Genomic DNA, 17,738 nt, shown 5'->3' on the forward strand with positions numbered 1-17,738 from the left:
CGAAACACACCTGTTATAGGATCAAGCCTTACGGGCAATTAGTATCAGTTAGCTTAACGCATTACTGCGCTTCCACACCTGACCTATCAACGTCCTGGTCTTGAACGACCCTTCAAGGGGCTCGAAGCCCCGGGGATATCTCATCTTAAGGCGAGTTTCCCGCTTAGATGCTTTCAGCGGTTATCTCTTCCGAACATAGCTACCCGGCGATGCCACTGGCGTGACAACCGGTACACCAGAGGTTCGTCCACTCCGGTCCTCTCGTACTAGGAGCAGCCCCCTTCAAATATCCAGCGCCCACGGCAGATAGGGACCAAACTGTCTCACGACGTTTTAAACCCAGCTCACGTACCTCTTTAAATGGCGAACAGCCATACCCTTGGGACCGGCTACAGCCCCAGGATGAGATGAGCCGACATCGAGGTGCCAAACACCGCCGTCGATATGAACTCTTGGGCGGTATCAGCCTGTTATCCCCAGAGTACCTTTTATCCGTTGAGCGATGGCCCTTCCATACAGAACCACCGGATCACTATGACCTGCTTTCGCACCTGCTCGACTTGTCGGTCTCGCAGTTAAGCACGCTTATGCCATTGCACTATCAGCACGATTTCCGACCGTACCTAGCGTACCTTCGTACTCCTCCGTTACACTTTGGGAGGAGACCGCCCCAGTCAAACTGCCTACCATGCACTGTCCCCAGTCCGGATAACGGACCAAGGTTAGAACCTCAAACAAACCAGGGTGGTATTTCAAGGACGGCTCCACGCAGACTGGCGTCCACGCTTCATAGCCTCCCACCTATCCTACACAGATCGGTTCAAAGTCCAATGCAAAGCTACAGTAAAGGTTCATGGGGTCTTTCCGTCTAGCCGCGGGGAGATTGCATCATCACAAACACTTCAACTTCGCTGAGTCTCGGGAGGAGACAGTGTGGCCATCGTTACGCCATTCGTGCAGGTCGGAACTTACCCGACAAGGAATTTCGCTACCTTAGGACCGTTATAGTTACGGCCGCCGTTTACCGGGACTTCAATCAAGAGCTTGCACCCCATCATTTAATCTTCCGGCACCGGGCAGGCGTCACACCCTATACGTCCACTTTCGTGTTTGCAGAGTGCTGTGTTTTTATTAAACAGTCGCAGCCACCAGTTTATTGCAACCCCTTCACCCTCCTGGCGCAGGCCAGTCAAGCTACAGGGGCGTACCTTATCCCGAAGTTACGGTACCAATTTGCCGAGTTCCTTCTCCCGAGTTCTCTCAAGCGCCTTAGAATACTCATCTCGCCCACCTGTGTCGGTTTGCGGTACGGTCTTGTTAAACTGAAGCTTAGAGGCTTTTCTTGGAACCACTTCCAGTTGCTTCTTCACCGAAGTGAATGGCCTCGCACCCTTGAATTCCGCGCCCGGATTTGCCTAAGCGCCTTCTCCAATGCAAGGACCGGGACTTCCAACACCCGGACAACCTTCCGCGATCCGTCCCCCCATCGCATTTAACAATGGTGCAGGAATATTAACCTGCTTCCCATCAGCTACGCATTTCTGCCTCGCCTTAGGGGCCGACTCACCCTACGCCGATGAACGTTGCGTAGGAAACCTTGGGCTTACGGCGAGGGGGCCTTTCACCCCCTTTATCGCTACTCATGTCAGCATTCGCACTTCCGATACCTCCAGCGCACTTTTCAATGCACCTTCGCAGGCTTACGGAACGCTCTCCTACCATGCATATCCAGCGCACTTTTCAATGCACCTTCGCAGGCTTACGGAACGCTCTCCTACCATGCACATAAATGTGCATCCGCAGCTTCGGTATATTGCTTAGCCCCGTTACATCTTCCGCGCAGGACGACTCGATCAGTGAGCTATTACGCTTTCTTTAAAGGATGGCTGCTTCTAAGCCAACCTCCTGACTGTTTTAGCCTTCCCACTTCGTTTCCCACTTAGCAATATTTGGGGACCTTAGCTGGCGGTCTGGGTTGTTTCCCTCTTGACACCGGACGTTAGCACCCGATGTCTGTCTCCCGTGATTGCACTCTTCGGTATTCGGAGTTTGCTATGGCGTAGTAATCCGCAATGGACCCCACAACCATGACAGTGCTCTACCCCCGAAGGTGATACACGAGGCACTACCTAAATAGTTTTCGGAGAGAACCAGCTATTTCCAGGTTTGTTTAGCCTTTCACCCCTATCCACAGCTCATCCCCTAACTTTTCAACGTTAGTGGGTTCGGACCTCCAGTACGTGTTACCGCACCTTCATCCTGGCCATGGATAGATCACCTGGTTTCGGGTCTACACCCAGCGACTGAACGCCCTGTTCGGACTCGCTTTCGCTACGCCTGCCCTAATCGGTTAAGCTTGCCACTGAATGTAAGTCGCTGACCCATTATACAAAAGGTACGCCGTCACCCCTTGCGAGGCTCCGACTGTTTGTATGCATGCGGTTTCAGGATCTATTTCACTCCCCTCCCGGGGTTCTTTTCGCCTTTCCCTCACGGTACTGGTTCACTATCGGTCGATCACGAGTATTTAGCCTTGGAGGATGGTCCCCCCATCTTCAGACAGGATTTCACGTGTCCCGCCCTACTTGTCGTACACCCAGTTCTTCCTCGCTGTTTTCGTCTACAGGGCTATCACCTGCTATGGCGGCACTTTCCAGAGCCTTCGACTAACAATGAAGATAAAGAGTACAGGCTGGTCCCATTTCGCTCGCCACTACTCTGGGAATCTCGGTTGATTTCTTTTCCTGCGGTTACTTAGATGTTTCAGTTCACCGCGTTCGCTTCACGTAACCTATGTATTCAGTTACGGATACTCCATAAGGAGTGGGTTTCCCCATTCGGATATCGGGGGATCAAAGCTCGTTTGCCAGCTCCCCCCCGCTTTTCGCAGGCTACCGCGTCCTTCATCGCCTGTGATCGCCAAGGCATCCACCACATGCACTTGTTCGCTTGACCCTATAACGGGTGTGTCTCATGTGTCATTCACTCGGAATCACACGCTCGCCACACGCGCTACAGGTTGAGTATTCGTGTTGCGCCGTATTCCAAGGCGATCTTTCGATCACCTTTTCATACATTGATACAATCACAACCCTGATTCACCTACTCGATCACCCATCTCTAAGTGATCTTTCGTGAATCTCTTTACTACTTCTTCCTGATTGTTAAAGAACGACAGCCGATATCGCAGTTGCTATAACCGCGTATCACTCTGACTGGCTCAATCGCCAATGCGATCGACACGTTAGCTCGAGAAAGGAGGTGATCCAGCCGCACCTTCCGATACGGCTACCTTGTTACGACTTCACCCCAGTCATGAATCCTACCGTGGTGACCGTCCTCCTTGCGGTTAGACTAGCCACTTCTGGTAAAACCCACTCCCATGGTGTGACGGGCGGTGTGTACAAGACCCGGGAACGTATTCACCGCGGCATGCTGATCCGCGATTACTAGCGATTCCAGCTTCACGCACTCGAGTTGCAGAGTGCGATCCGGACTACGATCGGTTTTCTGGGATTGGCTCCCCCTCGCGGGTTGGCGACCCTCTGTTCCGACCATTGTATGACGTGTGAAGCCCTACCCATAAGGGCCATGAGGACTTGACGTCATCCCCACCTTCCTCCGGTTTGTCACCGGCAGTCTCCCTAGAGTGCTCTTGCGTAGCAACTAGGGACAAGGGTTGCGCTCGTTGCGGGACTTAACCCAACATCTCACGACACGAGCTGACGACAGCCATGCAGCACCTGTGTTATGGCTCCCTTTCGGGCACTCCCACCTCTCAGCAGGATTCCATACATGTCAAGGGTAGGTAAGGTTTTTCGCGTTGCATCGAATTAATCCACATCATCCACCGCTTGTGCGGGTCCCCGTCAATTCCTTTGAGTTTTAATCTTGCGACCGTACTCCCCAGGCGGTCAACTTCACGCGTTAGCTACGTTACTAAGGAAATGAATCCCCAACAACTAGTTGACATCGTTTAGGGCGTGGACTACCAGGGTATCTAATCCTGTTTGCTCCCCACGCTTTCGTGCATGAGCGTCAGTATTGGCCCAGGGGGCTGCCTTCGCCATCGGTATTCCTCCACATCTCTACGCATTTCACTGCTACACGTGGAATTCTACCCCCCTCTGCCATACTCTAGCCCGCCAGTCACAAATGCAGTTCCCAGGTTAAGCCCGGGGATTTCACATCTGTCTTAGCGGACCGCCTGCGCACGCTTTACGCCCAGTAATTCCGATTAACGCTTGCACCCTACGTATTACCGCGGCTGCTGGCACGTAGTTAGCCGGTGCTTATTCTTCCGGTACCGTCATCCCCCCACCATATTAGGGCGGAGGTTTTCTTTCCGGACAAAAGTGCTTTACAACCCGAAGGCCTTCTTCACACACGCGGCATTGCTGGATCAGGCTTTCGCCCATTGTCCAAAATTCCCCACTGCTGCCTCCCGTAGGAGTCTGGGCCGTGTCTCAGTCCCAGTGTGGCTGGTCGTCCTCTCAGACCAGCTACAGATCGTCGCCTTGGTAGGCCTTTACCCCACCAACTAGCTAATCTGCCATCGGCCGCCCCTGTAGCGGGAGGTCCTGAGATCCCCCCCTTTCCTCCGTAGAGCGTATGCGGTATTAATCCGGCTTTCGCCGGGCTATCCCCCACTACAGGACACGTTCCGATGTATTACTCACCCGTTCGCCACTCGCCACCAGGGTTGCCCCCGTGCTGCCGTTCGACTTGCATGTGTAAGGCATGCCGCCAGCGTTCAATCTGAGCCAGGATCAAACTCTTCAGTTCAAACCTGTTACTGTTTTTCGGTTCTGTTACGAACCGGTCGCTCACTCAACGTACTGACGAATGATCATCCCGTCCGAAGACGGGAAAACCTTCCTTAATACTAGTGTGAGACTTGATACTTTCGCTTATGCCAGACCCCGAAGAGCCCAGCTCGCGTCGCGCATCAAGCGCCCACACTTATCGGCTGTTAATTTTTAAAGATCGAGTCCGCATTCACTACCGGAACAGCGCCCCACTTCAACTACCCGGCACCGCTTCGTTCTGCGTCGCTGCATCAGCAGCAGAGAAACGAGATTATGGAGAACTTTCGCTACGCCGTCAACAGGTTTTTCTAACTTCCTGAACCTGCCCGCATCGCGCAAAGCCTTGCCACTGCTGGCTCTCCCGCTTCCCGTGCTCCGGTCCGAAGCACGAAAGAGCGAGATTCTAGCGAGCCGCACGACCCCTTGCAAGCCATATCTGGAATTTATTTCAAGGCGCCTTTTCTATGCGCCCCGGCTCATCGACAACCGGCACTTTCACGTCGGGCGCCAAAGCGTCCGCTGCCGGGGCGCCGATCGTCCAATCGTGCAGCACGGTATAGGCAACCGCCAGCAATGTCGGGCCGATGAATACACCAAGGAAGCCAAAAGCAAACGCACCACCCAGGATACCCAGCATCACCAGGATCAGCGGCATATCACTACTCTTGCCGATCAGGATCGGCTTGATAACGTTGTCGGACATGCCGACGACCAACACGCCCCACACAACCAGAAAGATCGCCCAGCCAGTTGAGTCGCCGTGATACAGCCAGATTGCCGCAGGCAACCAAACGACCACCGGGCCGCCCGGTATCACCGACAGGAAGAACGTCGCCAGCCCGAGCAGCGCCGGCGCCGGGACGCCCGCAATCCAGCAACCGAAGCCGGCAAGAATGCCTTGCACAAGCGCCGTGCCGAGAATCCCGTAGACCACGCCCTTCACCGTACTGCCCGCCAGCGCCAGCAAGTAATCAGCGCGTTCGCCGGCGATGCGGCGCATGCCCGCCCTCAGCCACGCCGCCGCGCCCTCTCCTCCGGTATAGAAGAAGAACGCGAGCACGATGCTCAGCGCCAACAAACCCAGACCGTGCGTAACGGCAATCGCAGCCGCCAGAATCCACTTGCCGGCCGGCGCCGCCAGCGCACGCATTTGCGCGATCAGTTCAGAGTTGCTACTCGTTACATTCGCCCAGAACGTCTCGATGTTCGAGCCAACCAGCGGGATTCGTCCGACCCACGGCGGCAAATCCGGCAAGCCAGCCTCGAAGAGTCTTTGTACCAACGCGACGATGTCGTGAACGTGCGCGCCAAAGGCAAAGCCCGCATAGACGAACGGACCGAGCACCACAATCAGGATGATGAGCACGATCAACGTCGCGGCGAGCTTTCGGCGCCCACCGACTGCCGCAGTGAGCCGCCGGTACAAGCCCCACGAGCTATAACTGAGAATGGCGCCCCACAACAGCGCGGTCGTAAAAGGCGCAAGCACCAGCAGGGAGCCACCTACCAATATGATCAACGCGAACACTGCGGCGAGACGTTCAATCAGTTGGTCCGATTTCACTATGCATCTCCTGTTGTGCCAGACCACAGCGACGAATAGACATACGCTTGCCAGGCGCCGACCGACGGTGGGCAGTATAGAAGCGGGCCGCGCCCCTGGGCATGTCTTATATCATCCGGCCAGGACGCCGCGCAACGCATCCGGCGCCCCCTGCAGCGGGCTTATTTTTAATGTGGAAACGTCCCAATCCATCCGGCATAGTCAGCCAAATAATATGGCGGCATAGAAAAGACTAGAATATAAGGTTCTGTGCCTCCCAATTTCCGGATTTATGCGCTCGCGAATCGCCAAACGTCTCCCCCCCGATGCCGACAAGCTTGTCGGTCTCTCGCTCGCGCTTTTCGCGTCGGGCAGCCGCACCGAAGACCGCTTCTGGGAAGCGAAGCTCGATGCGCTGCTGACCAAGATCGTCCGTAACGCCAACCAGACTACGCTGGACGCCGCACTCGATCATCTGCAGCAGAATCATCCCGATGCTTACGGCGCACTCGCCGACATGGCGGAAACGCACAGCGAGTCGTTCATCATCGACCATGAAGGCGCTCCTTATGAAGCGCTGCTGATTGCCGCGCCCGTGCTGGCCTGGACTCGCTACATGATTCCTTCCGGCCCGCTCAAAGTGGACGCGGCCGACGCGCTGCGCGCGCACCTGCAGGCGCACGTGCTCGCGGCCAATACGCGTGTGGCCATGGTGCCGTTCCTGTACAGCATCGACCAGCTGCCGCGTCACCACGTCGAGACCTGGCGTATCGCCCAGCAACTCGCTCAAGCAGCCATGGCGGGTGGCAACGTCAAACTCAATTTCGGCGAACTGCCGGAAACCTCGCCCATCCTGGCCGACCCGCGCTTTCTGCTGGCTGTGGTGGCGGCGCCGGTGGGCGAGCCGGCGTTTCGCTGGCAGGAAGAAGAAAACGGCAGCCGGATTGAGCGTGGTCAATGTCTTGAACAATGGGCAACGCAAGGCGGCGCCAATCTTTCGCTGGTGCTGCCCGGATGTGAGTTCGAGTGTCTGCTGCCGGATGCCTATTATTCGGCCTGCCGCGACGCCGACGAACGCGTGCGCCCGCATACGGTACGCACTGCCGTGCGCTACCTGTTCGACACAATCGGCGCGGCGCCACAGGAATTGCGCGCGGTTGTCGCAGGCTTCGGGGAGCGCCGTATCGACGAATACCGCGTCGGCTTCACACGCCGCGGCAGCAATGATGTGATCTACGGCGTTGTATGGCCGCTTTACGGCCGCGAGAACGGTGAGCCCGGCATCGATGAAGAACCGCAAGAGACTGCTGCGTCGGATGACCCGCTCGAAGAAATCGTCGCATTGCTCAAGGAAACCGGCGTGACAGACGTGCGCCGCCACTCGGGCCGCTTCGAGCCGGAATATTGCGATGACTGCGGTGTGCCGCTCTATGCGGACCCGCTCGGCGAAATCGTCCACGCCGAAATGCCGGAGGACGCGGAGCCCGCGCAACCGCATTTCCACTGAGCCGCCAGCGTCGGCGTCATTGCGCCGCAGTCGACATCAAAAAGCCCCGCCACGCGCGGGGCTTTTTGATGTCATTCCTCCTATGCCTTTTGGACAGGGGGTCAAACCGAAGGGAATTTGTCATCATAGTGCCGGTGGTGCATCGCAATGCGCCCGGCACCTTCGCCGGCCCGCGCGCATCGCGCCACCTCGCCCGATTCATCTGGAGACACGGCATGCGATTCTCAATACTCAACACAGACGCGGAACGACGCGATGGACTCAAAGCACTGCTGCGGCAAATCGACCGGCTAGCGCGCTTTAACGAAGCACAGGATTGGCGTCAGGTTGAGCGTACGCTCAAGCGTCTGCTACCCGACCTGCTCGTGATCGACTGGCAGGACTGGATGTCGGTTGACGACACCCGTCATCTGCTCAGCCACTACCCGGACCTGCGCATTGCAGTGCTGACCGACAAGGTCTCTCCAACTGTCGTACGGGACCTCATGGACGAAGGCGTGCTCGGCGTGATCCCGCGCGAAACCGACCCATGCCTGATCGTGCGCGCTTTCGAGATGGTTCTGCTGGGCGGTCACTATGTGCCGCCCGGCGCGTTGGCGCTCAATCCTCCGCTACCGCCGGATGCCACCATCCGACCGTTCGATGAAAAGAGTCCACCACCGCGCCGGGCCAAACTTTCCAATGGCCTGTCGCCCCGCCAGGAGCAGATCATGCGCTGCGTCCACATGGGCAGCACTAACAAGATGATCGCGCGCACGCTCGGCATCAGTGAAGGCACCGTCAAGATTCATCTGACCAGCATATTTCAGCAACTCGGAGCGCCTAACCGCGCCGCCGCAGTCGCGCTGTACAACGGCTGGCTGTCGGCTCATTTGCAAGTACTGCGCAACGATGGAGGAGGTCAGGTTCGTCCGGTAATGGGGCAAGCCGGAGTGGTGCCATTGCGGCGCCGCACCCTGCGGCGCTTCCAGTATCCGTTGCCCGCGAACGACACGGCCGACGCGCTGCCAATGGCGGCCGAACCGACCACGCCGTACGGCGATGCGCCCGCCGAATTGACGGCGGAACAGGTCACGCAGGGTTCGGCATAACGTCAGCCGGCGCGCGCGCCAGAATCGAAACGCGCGTTTTCTCACAGCGTTCGCGCCGGCTGGCATGGAATCCGCTCACACCTTTTCTCGTCCAACGAGTAATATGGAATACATGGGTTTCCTCTACACACCGCTTCCGTTCTGGGTCGCTGTCGGTGGCTGGATCGCCACTGCGATAGTGGTCGCGCTCGCGCTGTGGAAAAATCCTTTCAAACGACTTCAAGACGGCACACTCCAGCATGTCTGGCTCGCGATCATCGTCGCGGTGTCCGTGCTGTGGGCGAGCAACGCGTGGCTCGACGACGGTACTGTCATGCATCTGCTCGGCGCCACGCTGGTCGTCACATTATTCGATTGGGCGCTGGCGCTGATCGCAATGGCGATCGTCACCGGTCTCGCCGCTGTCGTCTTCGACGCCCCCTGGCAGGGTATTGCGCTGACCTTCCTCGTGTTCGGTGCGTTGCCTGTCGGTATCTCCACCCTCATCCAGCGTGCCAGCATCGCCTGGCTGCCGCGCAACCTCTTCATGTTCATCTTCGGCCAGGGTTTTGTCTCACCCGCCATTGCCGTGTCGCTTACCGCGGCCGCGGCGCTCGGCGTTCACATCACACTCGCAGACGGTTCGATGACCGTGGTGCCGGTCGGCTACGCGTTCAGCGTGCTTCTGCTCGCCACTGGCGAAGCCTGGTTCACGGGCATGTCGACGGCGTTGATCGCGGTCTACCGCCCGGCGTGGGTTACCACTTATGATGTGCGTCGGTATCGCTTGGGCGGACCACGCACCTGACACGAGCGCGGCATCGAGCACGTATCGACGGCAATCTGCCATCCCGGCACATAAAGCGCCTGAGTCCACGCACCACGACAGGACAAAATATTTGTGTCAGGATTGAACTCATCCCTCTCGCCAGGCATCTTACGTGCCTCATGTCTTATTAGCGTCTAACGAACTAGATGGATCGCACCAACGTACCGCGCCGATTGCTGCGGTTGGTCGGCCGGTTAGCAACATTTGCAGCGAGTCTCTCGCTCATTTGCTCTGCTCCCGCATACGCCGATCAACTCGAACAGCACAACGATCTCGTCAACAAATTTGTCAATGACATGCATGCGGACCCGCTAGTCGCGGACTGCGCTGCCCATGGCAATTTTGTTGCGAGCACATCGACCGCCTTCGACCATGTCGAATTTCCACCCAGCTCCTTCGACAGCGCCCATGCCGCGGTCACGCCCTGGAACGATTCGTTCGACGAGGGCAAGCAGCGCGTCAAGGTGGACAACATCGTTACCGTCGAGGGCCTGGGTATCCGCCAGAGCGGCGGTGGAGATCCAGCCGATCTCAAATTCCGTTGCGGCTATGTGGGCGCCCAGATGCTGGCGTTCAGCTGGAACGATCCGGTGCCGCCGGCCCGCGCGCACAGCACCGGGTCAACGGGCTCGCGAGCGTCCTCGGGCAAGCACAAGAGTGTGAAGGGCAAGCACTCCGCCAGCGGTAAAACTACGAAGAAAGCGACCGGTAAGTCCTCGAAAGCAAGCTCGGGAAAATCTTCGCGAGCAACTTCCAGCAAGTCTTCGAGCAAATCGACCGCGAAGAAGTCCCCAGCGAAGAAGACTCAATAGCGGACAAGAGCGAAGGCCGCGTCAACGAGTCCGCACTACTGACCGGGCTCGCACCCAGCAAAAAAACGGGGCACACACTTCCAGAGTGTATGCCCCGTTTCTCTATGCGGCGTCCAGTTACGCGAACGTCTCCACGTGTCGCAAAATAGCCTGCAGCATGGCGGCGCCCAGCGACGCGCTACGTTCACCGTTCCAACCCACCCGCTCGTCCGGAAGATTGGCGTTGTCCTTGAACGGCATCTCCAGCGTCAACGACAGACAGCCGAATTCGTTGCCGATGTACTTCGAAGCCAGCTTGAGCGCGTCCTCACGATACTTGCTCGCGGCATAGCCGTACTTGTTCTGGAAATCCGGGCTCGCATGCTTGAATGCTTCGATGAACGCTTTCTGCTCCTCGCCCTGCCGCTCGGTGAAACCCGGCAGCATTTCGGAGCCGGCCACGAACACATACGGCAGCGCCTCGTCGCCGTGGATATCGAAAAAGAGGTCACAACCGGTCGCGTGAATCGCATCACGCACCACGAGCACCTCGGGACTGCGCGCTGCGTCCGGCTCCATCCATTCGCGGTTCAGGTTCGCGCCCGTCGCGTTGGTGCGCAGATTGCCGTGCACGCTGCCGTCCGGATTCATGTTCGGCACGATGTAGAACACTGCGTGGTCGTAAAGCTTGCGCGCCACCGGATCGCCCGCCCAATCGCCCCAACCCGCGAGACGCTTGACGAGACCTTCGATAAACCATTCGGCCATCGTCTCGCCAGGATGCTGACGCGCGATCAGCCAGATCTTCTTCTTGGGCGTGCCGCCGGTTTGCGGCGTGCCAAGCGTCAGCAGCGACATCGGCCGGCCTTCGACGGTCTTGCCCAACTCCGTGAGCGTGGCCTGCGGCATCTGCTGAATCGCGCCGAGAAACTCCGAGTGACGTTCCTCGCTATACGGCTCGAAATAAGCGTAGTAAATACGGTCGAAATCCGGCGTGTGGTCGATCGTCAACACGCGGCCGTCGTAGGAAGTCGGCACGCGGAACCAGTTCACGCGGTCATAGCTTGCTACCGCCTGGTAGTCGCGCCAGCCTTCGGCGAACGCGCACGCTGCAGCATTTTCGAAGGTCATTACGGAGCGCTCGCCGGCCGCGCCGGACAACCGGAAGTAAAACCATTGCGCGAACTCGGCGTGACTGTCGGGCCGCACGCGCAAACGGATGTTGCCGGCGTCTTCACAGGCCAGCACTTCGATCGCGCCCGCGTCGAAGTTGCTCGTAATCGATAACGTCATGATGTTCTTCCCTGCTTGTGTGCGCGGCAATCGCTCAGTCAGCGATGCGGCGGCGGAATACGTAGGTGGAATCGTTCGAGGCTTCGGCGTCGAACGCATAGCCTTCGACGTTGAAGGACTTCAGTTGCTCGGGCTTGTCGAGACGGTTTTCGACCGCGTAGCGCGCCATCAGGCCGCGCGCGCGCTTTGCGTGAAAACTGATGATCTTGTAGCGGCCGCCCTTCCAGTCTTCGAACACCGGCGTGATGATCGGCGCTTCGAGCACCTTGGGTTTGACCGACTTGAAGTACTCACCCGACGCGCAGTTGACCAGCACGCGCGAGGCGGCAGCGCGCTTCTTCAATTGTGCGTTCAAAGCCTGCGTGATCCGTTCGCCCCAGAACGCGTACAGATCCTTGCCGCGCGTATTGGCAAAGCGCGTCCCCATTTCGAGGCGGTACGGTTGCAGCAGATCGAGTGGGCGCAGCAATCCGTACAGGCCGGAAAGCACGCGCACGTGATTCTGCGCGTAATCCAGATCGGCCGACGACAACGTTCTGGCATTGAAGCCTTCGTACACATCACCGTTGAACGCGAGCACGGCCTGCTTGGCGTTGTGCGTGCCGAAACTGGGCGACCATTGCGCGTAACGCTGGAAATTGAGGTGCGCGAGCTGGTCGGAAATGCTCATCAACGAACCGATCTGCTGCGGCGACAAAAGGCGCAATCCGCCGATCAATTCGGCCGCATCGTCGACGAAATCGGGGATCGTGTGCTTTTTGACGTGCGGAGGGGTTTCGTAGTCGAGCGATTTCGCCGGCGACAGAACGATTATCATAGAGGCTTGCAGGCACGCCGTGCCTGGCGGTCAAAGACGAAAGCCAGATTGTAACGAATGCCCGGTTCCCATGCCTCACACGGCGCTTTGCGCGTCGTCCTCGATTCCAATGTCTGGATCGATATTCTCGTGTTCGACGATCCGCACACGCGGCCGATTCGCGCCGCGCTCGAAAGTGGCGCGCTCGCCGCGCTGATCGACGCGCGCTGCCTCGCCGAACTCACCTACGTGCTCGACTACCCGCAATTCGTGCATCGCAATGTGGACAAGGCGGCGGCGCTTGCCGTCGTTGCACGCCTCGCGCAGTTGGTCGAACCCGCTGCACCCGCGGAAAATGCCAGGCCGTTGCCGAAATGCAAAGACCGCGACGACCAGAAATTCCTCGAACTCGCGCACTCCGCACAGGCCGACTGGCTGGTGTCGAAAGACCGCGCGGTGCTGAAACTGGCCAAGCGGATTGCGCGTGACTTCGGTTTCCAGATTGCGCAGCCGGCGCCGTTCGTTAGCGCCTGTATGGCAATCGCGGACGAGCCCGCATCGGTATGACCCCTGGCCAGATGGCCAACGTCGGGCCGACTGCGCGCACGCAGGGCCGCGATTCCCTACAATCAGGCTTCGTCCTTTTCGAACGACGTCTTTCGCCAACTCACTCGACCACGCTCAGGACAGCGCCATGAATGCACCGCACGACACGCCCATGAGTCCCTCGTTCCCGTCCCGCCTGCCGGACGTCGGCACGACGATTTTCACCGTGATGAGCGCGCTCGCCGCCGAAAAAGGCGCGGTGAACCTCGGCCAGGGCTTTCCCGACTTCGGCTGCGACCCCCGCATTGTCGACGCGGTTGCAAACGCCATGCGCGACGGCCACAACCAATATCCGCCGATGGCGGGCGCCGCGCCGCTGCGTCAGGCGATTTCGGACAAGATCGCCAACCTGTACGGCCGCCGCTACGACGCCACAAGCGAGATCACCGTGACGGCAGGCGCCACGCAGGCGCTGCTGACCGCGATTCTCTGTACCGTGCATCCGGGCGACGAAGTAATCGTGGTCGAGCCGACCTACGACAGTTACCTGCCGTCGATCGAGCTGGCCGGCGGCAAGCCGGTATTCGTCACGCTCGACGCACCTGACTACGCAATCCCGTTCGACAAGCTCGCCGCCGCGATCACGCCGAAAACGCGGCTCCTGCTGATCAACACACCGCATAACCCGACCGGTACGGTCTGGCGCGCGGAAGACATGCGCAAGCTCGAAGAAATCGTGCGTGGCACCAACGTACTGATTCTGTCCGACGAAGTCTACGAACACATGGTGTACGACGGCGCACCGCACGAGAGCGTGGCGCGTTATCCGGACCTGGCGCAGCGCAGTTTCGTGGTGTCGAGCTTCGGCAAGACCTATCACGTCACCGGCTGGAAGATCGGCTACGTAGCGGCTCCCGCCGCGCTCACGGCTGAATTCCGCAAAGTGCACCAGTTCAACGTGTTTACGGTCAACACGCCGATGCAGGTCGGCCTCGCGGAATACATGAAGGATCCGGCGCCGTATCTGGATCTCCCCGCGTTTTATCAGAAGAAACGTGACTACTTCCGCGCCGGCCTCGCGAATTCACGCTTCAGGCTGCTGCCTTGCACGGGCACCTACTTTCAGTGCGTCGACTATTCCGCAATCAGCGATTTGCCCGAAGCCGAATTCGCGCAATGGCTGACGGGCGAGATCGGTGTCGCGGCAATTCCCGTTTCGGCGTTCTATCACGAGGCGCATGAATCGGGCGTGGTGCGCTTCTGCTTTGCCAAACAGGAAGCCACCCTCGCTACGGCGCTCGACCGGCTGGCGCGGCTCTAGGACGCCCCGCGCGATGCTGCGAACGAACCCACGTTCCTCGCCATCGCGCGCAGCGGCCCACGCGTGCGTTGCACGCCCGGGTTCATTTCAAGCGCAACACCGCCACGCCTCAGACCGGACGCGAGGCCGCGATATACGCCTTGCGATCGTCGGTCACGCGCTGCGCGGCCGGCCGGGCGTTGATCGCCTTCACATAGCTTTTCCAGTCCACGCCGGCATCGAGCAGAAAATCGCGGCCGTAGATGGTCTGCGTCGCCATGCCCACCAACGGCAAGCTCACAAAACCCGCAGCGTCGGCGACACTGAAGTGCTCGCCGCGCAAATACGGCCCAAACTTCGCGATCCGCTTGAAACCGGCAATGTGGTGCTCGAGCAGCTTCTCGACGCGCCCCTTGGTCGCGTCAGTCACGGTGCCACCGAAGAATGCTTCCTTGTAGAGATTGCGCGCGGTCAGTTCGAGATGTACGTCCACGAACATGATCAGTTCGCGCTCCTTGGCCGCTTCCCACGGGTCCGCGGAGAAAATTGCCTTGTCGGGAAAGCGCGCGGCCAGGTACTCGACGATGCCTTGCGATTCGCACAGATCGCCGTGTTCGGTCTGGATATAGGGCACCTTGCCGAGCGGAGAATGCTCGAGCATGGTTTCTTCCTGGCTCGGCAGCACGAACACCTCCTCGAACGCAATGCCGTGTTCGAGAAGCACGAACTTGACCTTGTTGTAATAGTTAGAGAGCGCGAAACCGCACAGCTTGATCATCGGGTGTCTCCTTTCTTCGGGTTGTTTGAGACCGCCCGTCAAAATCAACGCAACGGCCTTCGATCAATCATCCAGTAAATTGCACGATCGTGCTATTCTAAAATAACCATGGAGTCGAGCATCACAATGACCTCTCGCAATTTCAGCATCGAGACTATCGGCATTGTCGGAACCGGTGCAATGGGCCGTGGCATCGCCCAGATTGCCGCGCTGGCGGGCCTTACCGTGCGTCTGTACGACACGAACCCTGCTGCGATCGGCGCCGCGCGCGACTACGTTGCCGAGACTTTCGCCAAATTGACTGCCAAAGGCAAGCTCGACCAGGCACGCTCGCTCGCCGCACTGGCGAACGTGAGCGGCGCGCAGGTCGTCGGCGATCTGGCCGATTGCGATCTGGTCGTCGAGGCGATCGTCGAAAAGCTCGATGTGAAGCAAGCGCTCTTTCGCGAACTCGAAACAGTGGTGAGCGGCCGTTGCGTGCTGGCGTCGAACACGTCGTCGTTGTCGATTACCGCGATCGCGGCGGGCTGCACGAATCCGTCGCGCGTAGCCGGTTATCACTTCTTCAATCCGGTTCCGTTGATGAAGGTCATCGAAGTGATCGACGGCCTGCGCAGCGATCCCGCCGTCGGCGACGCGCTGATGGAACTCGCGCGACGCATGGGCCATACGCCGGTGCGTGCGAAAGACATGCCTGGCTTCATCGTCAATCACGCCGGTCGGGGCATGAATACCGAAGGCCTGCGCGTAGCGGGTGAAGGCGTGGCGAGTTTCGCCGACATCGACCGCATCATGCGCGAGCAGGCAGGCTTTCGTCTCGGGCCGTTCGAACTGCTCGACCTGACTGCGCTCGATGTATCGCATCCGGTGATGGAATCGATCTACCACCAGTTCTATGAAGAACCGCGTTTCACGCCCTCGCCGATCACGGGCACGCGGCTCGCGGGCGGACTGATCGGCCGCAAAACGGGCGAAGGCTTCTATCGCTACGAAGACGGCAAGCAGCAAGTGCCAGCAGAAGCGCCCGCACCCACTGAACTGCCGCACAGCGTGTGGGTCAGCAAGCGCTATCCGGAGGCGCATGAAGCCGTCGTGCAACTCATCGCCAAGGCCGGCGTAAAGCTCGACGAAGGCGCTACACCCGCAGCGGACTCGCTGATCGTCGTGACACCGTTCGGTCATGACGCGACTACCGCCGCCGTCGACGAAGCCCTCGATGCAACTCGCGTTGTCGCTATCGACGCCCTCTTCCCGTTGGCCGCCGCGCAGCGCCGCACCCTGATGACCACACCCGCCACCAGCCACGCTGCACGCGAGACCGCGCACGCACTATTCGCCGCGGATGGCGTTCCCGTCACCGTGATTCGCGATTCGACCGGCTTCGTCGCGCAACGCGTCGTGGCGACCATCGTCAACATCGGCTGCGACATCGCGCAAAAACAGATCGCGACGCCGGAGGACATCGACCTCGCGGTGACGCTAGGCCTCGGCTACCCGCGCGGACCGCTCGCACTCGGCGATGCACTCGGCTCGAAAACGATCCTTACCATCCTGCGCAATATCTTCAGCGTGCTCGGCGATCCACGCTATCGTCCGTCGCCCTGGCTTGCACGGCGCGCGCAACTTGGCCTGTCGCTGACGCAGCGCGACGCTGCCGACACTCAAACGGAGACCCAACAATGAGCGCCGAACTGCTGACCTCACGCCCGACCGAAAGCGAATCGACGCTGGTCCTCACGCTGTCGAACCCCGGCGCACGCAATGCGCTGCATCCGGACATGTACGCCGCGGGCATCGAGGCGCTCGAATCGGTGGAGCGCGATCCGTCGATCCGCGCTGTTGTGATTACCGGCGCCGACAACTTCTTTTGTGCCGGCGGCAATCTGAACCGTCTGCTGGAAAACCGCGCGAAAGATCCGTCGGTGCAGGCCGAAAGCATCGATCTGCTCGGCGAATGGATTTCGGCACTGCGTTTATCGTCGAAGCCGGTGATCGCCGCCGTCGATGGCGCCGCTGCCGGCGCGGGATTTTCATTAGCACTCGCGTGCGATCTGATCGTCGCCGCGGAAGACGCCAAGTTCGTGATGTCGTATGCGCGCGTCGGTCTCACGCCCGATGGCGGCGGCTCGTGGTTTCTCGCGCAAGCCCTGCCACGTCAACTGGCAACCGAAGTGCTGATCGAAGGCAAACCGATCGGCGCCTCGCGTCTCTACGATCTCGGTGTCGTCAACAAGCTAGCGAAGACCGGCGCCGTGCGCGACACCGCTGTCGCCTGGGCCGACGAGATCGGCAAGATTTCGCCGAATTCGGTCGCGCGCATCAAAGGGCTCATCGGCGCGGCCGGTGCACAACCGCTTGCTGAACATCTGGTCGCTGAACGCGACAGCTTCGTCGCCTCACTGCACCATCGCGACGGTCTCGAAGGCATTTCAGCGTTCCTCGAAAAACGCGCTCCGGTCTACAGGTAAACATAAGCG

12 protein-coding genes and 2 rRNA genes are annotated in these 17,738 nt (G+C 59.3%); 8 read left to right on the plus strand and 6 right to left on the minus strand.

Features of this window, described 5'->3' with window-relative positions:
• Positions 1-17: 17 nt before the first annotated feature.
• From M0D68_RS13315 to M0D68_RS13325, 3 genes are all read right to left on the minus strand, one after another.
• Positions 18-2,955, minus strand: a 23S ribosomal RNA gene (locus tag M0D68_RS13315).
• A 299-nt stretch (positions 2,956-3,254) separates the two neighbouring features.
• A 16S ribosomal RNA gene (locus tag M0D68_RS13320) occupies positions 3,255-4,785 on the minus strand.
• The 16S and 23S rRNA genes sit together here, the layout of an rRNA operon.
• Positions 4,786-5,256: 471 nt before the next feature.
• Positions 5,257-6,372: an AI-2E family transporter gene (locus tag M0D68_RS13325; protein WP_200621926.1), complete on the minus strand. Its 1,116-nt coding sequence runs from the start codon at positions 6,370-6,372 to the stop codon at positions 5,257-5,259.
• Between the two features lie 271 nt (positions 6,373-6,643).
• On the opposite strand from M0D68_RS13325, the gene M0D68_RS13330 reads away from it, so the two are divergent.
• The 4 genes from M0D68_RS13330 (at position 6,644) to M0D68_RS13345 (ending at position 10,569) form a co-directional block, all read left to right on the plus strand.
• The gene (locus M0D68_RS13330) at positions 6,644-7,858 is read left to right on the plus strand and encodes a DUF2863 family protein (RefSeq protein ID WP_054034941.1); all 1,215 of its coding nucleotides are present in this window, start codon (positions 6,644-6,646) and stop codon (positions 7,856-7,858) included.
• Between the two features lie 215 nt (positions 7,859-8,073).
• Positions 8,074-8,949 carry a response regulator transcription factor gene (locus tag M0D68_RS13335; protein ID WP_093639756.1) on the plus strand — a complete coding sequence of 292 codons (876 nt, stop codon included), beginning with the start codon at positions 8,074-8,076 and terminating at the stop codon, positions 8,947-8,949.
• A 112-nt stretch (positions 8,950-9,061) separates the two neighbouring features.
• Positions 9,062-9,736, plus strand: a complete 675-nt coding sequence (locus M0D68_RS13340; protein ID WP_093639753.1) for an energy-coupling factor ABC transporter permease — start codon at positions 9,062-9,064, stop codon at positions 9,734-9,736.
• A 167-nt stretch (positions 9,737-9,903) separates the two neighbouring features.
• Positions 9,904-10,569 (plus strand): hypothetical protein, encoded by a 666-nt coding sequence (locus tag M0D68_RS13345; RefSeq protein WP_266224510.1) that lies wholly within the window; start codon positions 9,904-9,906, stop codon positions 10,567-10,569.
• Between the two features lie 117 nt (positions 10,570-10,686).
• Here the strand turns inward: M0D68_RS13345 and M0D68_RS13350 are convergent, their stop codons facing one another.
• A complete protein-coding gene (locus M0D68_RS13350) occupies positions 10,687-11,841 on the minus strand; it encodes a M14-type cytosolic carboxypeptidase (RefSeq protein ID WP_266224511.1) in 1,155 nt (384 codons plus the stop codon).
• Between the two features lie 34 nt (positions 11,842-11,875).
• Positions 11,876-12,658, minus strand: coding sequence for a peroxide stress protein YaaA (gene yaaA, locus M0D68_RS13355; RefSeq protein WP_093639703.1), 783 nt, complete (start codon positions 12,656-12,658; stop codon positions 11,876-11,878).
• Between the two features lie 57 nt (positions 12,659-12,715).
• Between yaaA and M0D68_RS13360 the strand changes: the two genes are divergently transcribed.
• Both M0D68_RS13360 and M0D68_RS13365 read left to right on the plus strand, forming a co-directional pair.
• Entirely contained in the window at positions 12,716-13,204 is a 489-nt protein-coding gene (locus M0D68_RS13360; RefSeq protein ID WP_266224512.1) for a putative toxin-antitoxin system toxin component, PIN family, read from the plus strand.
• A 127-nt stretch (positions 13,205-13,331) separates the two neighbouring features.
• On the plus strand, positions 13,332-14,504 hold the full coding sequence (locus M0D68_RS13365) for a pyridoxal phosphate-dependent aminotransferase (protein WP_266224513.1): 1,173 nt from the start codon (positions 13,332-13,334) through the stop codon (positions 14,502-14,504).
• A 109-nt stretch (positions 14,505-14,613) separates the two neighbouring features.
• Here the strand turns inward: M0D68_RS13365 and M0D68_RS13370 are convergent, their stop codons facing one another.
• Positions 14,614-15,261 carry a glutathione S-transferase gene (locus M0D68_RS13370; protein ID WP_266224515.1) on the minus strand — a complete coding sequence of 216 codons (648 nt, stop codon included), beginning with the start codon at positions 15,259-15,261 and terminating at the stop codon, positions 14,614-14,616.
• Between the two features lie 126 nt (positions 15,262-15,387).
• On the opposite strand from M0D68_RS13370, the gene M0D68_RS13375 reads away from it, so the two are divergent.
• The gene (locus M0D68_RS13375) at positions 15,388-16,944 is read left to right on the plus strand and encodes a 3-hydroxyacyl-CoA dehydrogenase (RefSeq protein WP_266224517.1); all 1,557 of its coding nucleotides are present in this window, start codon (positions 15,388-15,390) and stop codon (positions 16,942-16,944) included.
• Positions 16,941-17,729 (plus strand): oxepin-CoA hydrolase, alternative type, encoded by a 789-nt coding sequence (locus tag M0D68_RS13380; protein WP_266224518.1) that lies wholly within the window; start codon positions 16,941-16,943, stop codon positions 17,727-17,729. Before M0D68_RS13375 ends, M0D68_RS13380 begins: the two co-directional genes overlap by 4 nt.
• Positions 17,730-17,738: the final 9 nt, after the last annotated feature.

It is taken from the genome of Paraburkholderia sp. SEWSISQ10-3 4 (assembly GCF_030464785.1).
GTDB classification, from domain to species: Bacteria; Pseudomonadota; Gammaproteobacteria; order Burkholderiales; family Burkholderiaceae; genus Paraburkholderia; species Paraburkholderia aspalathi.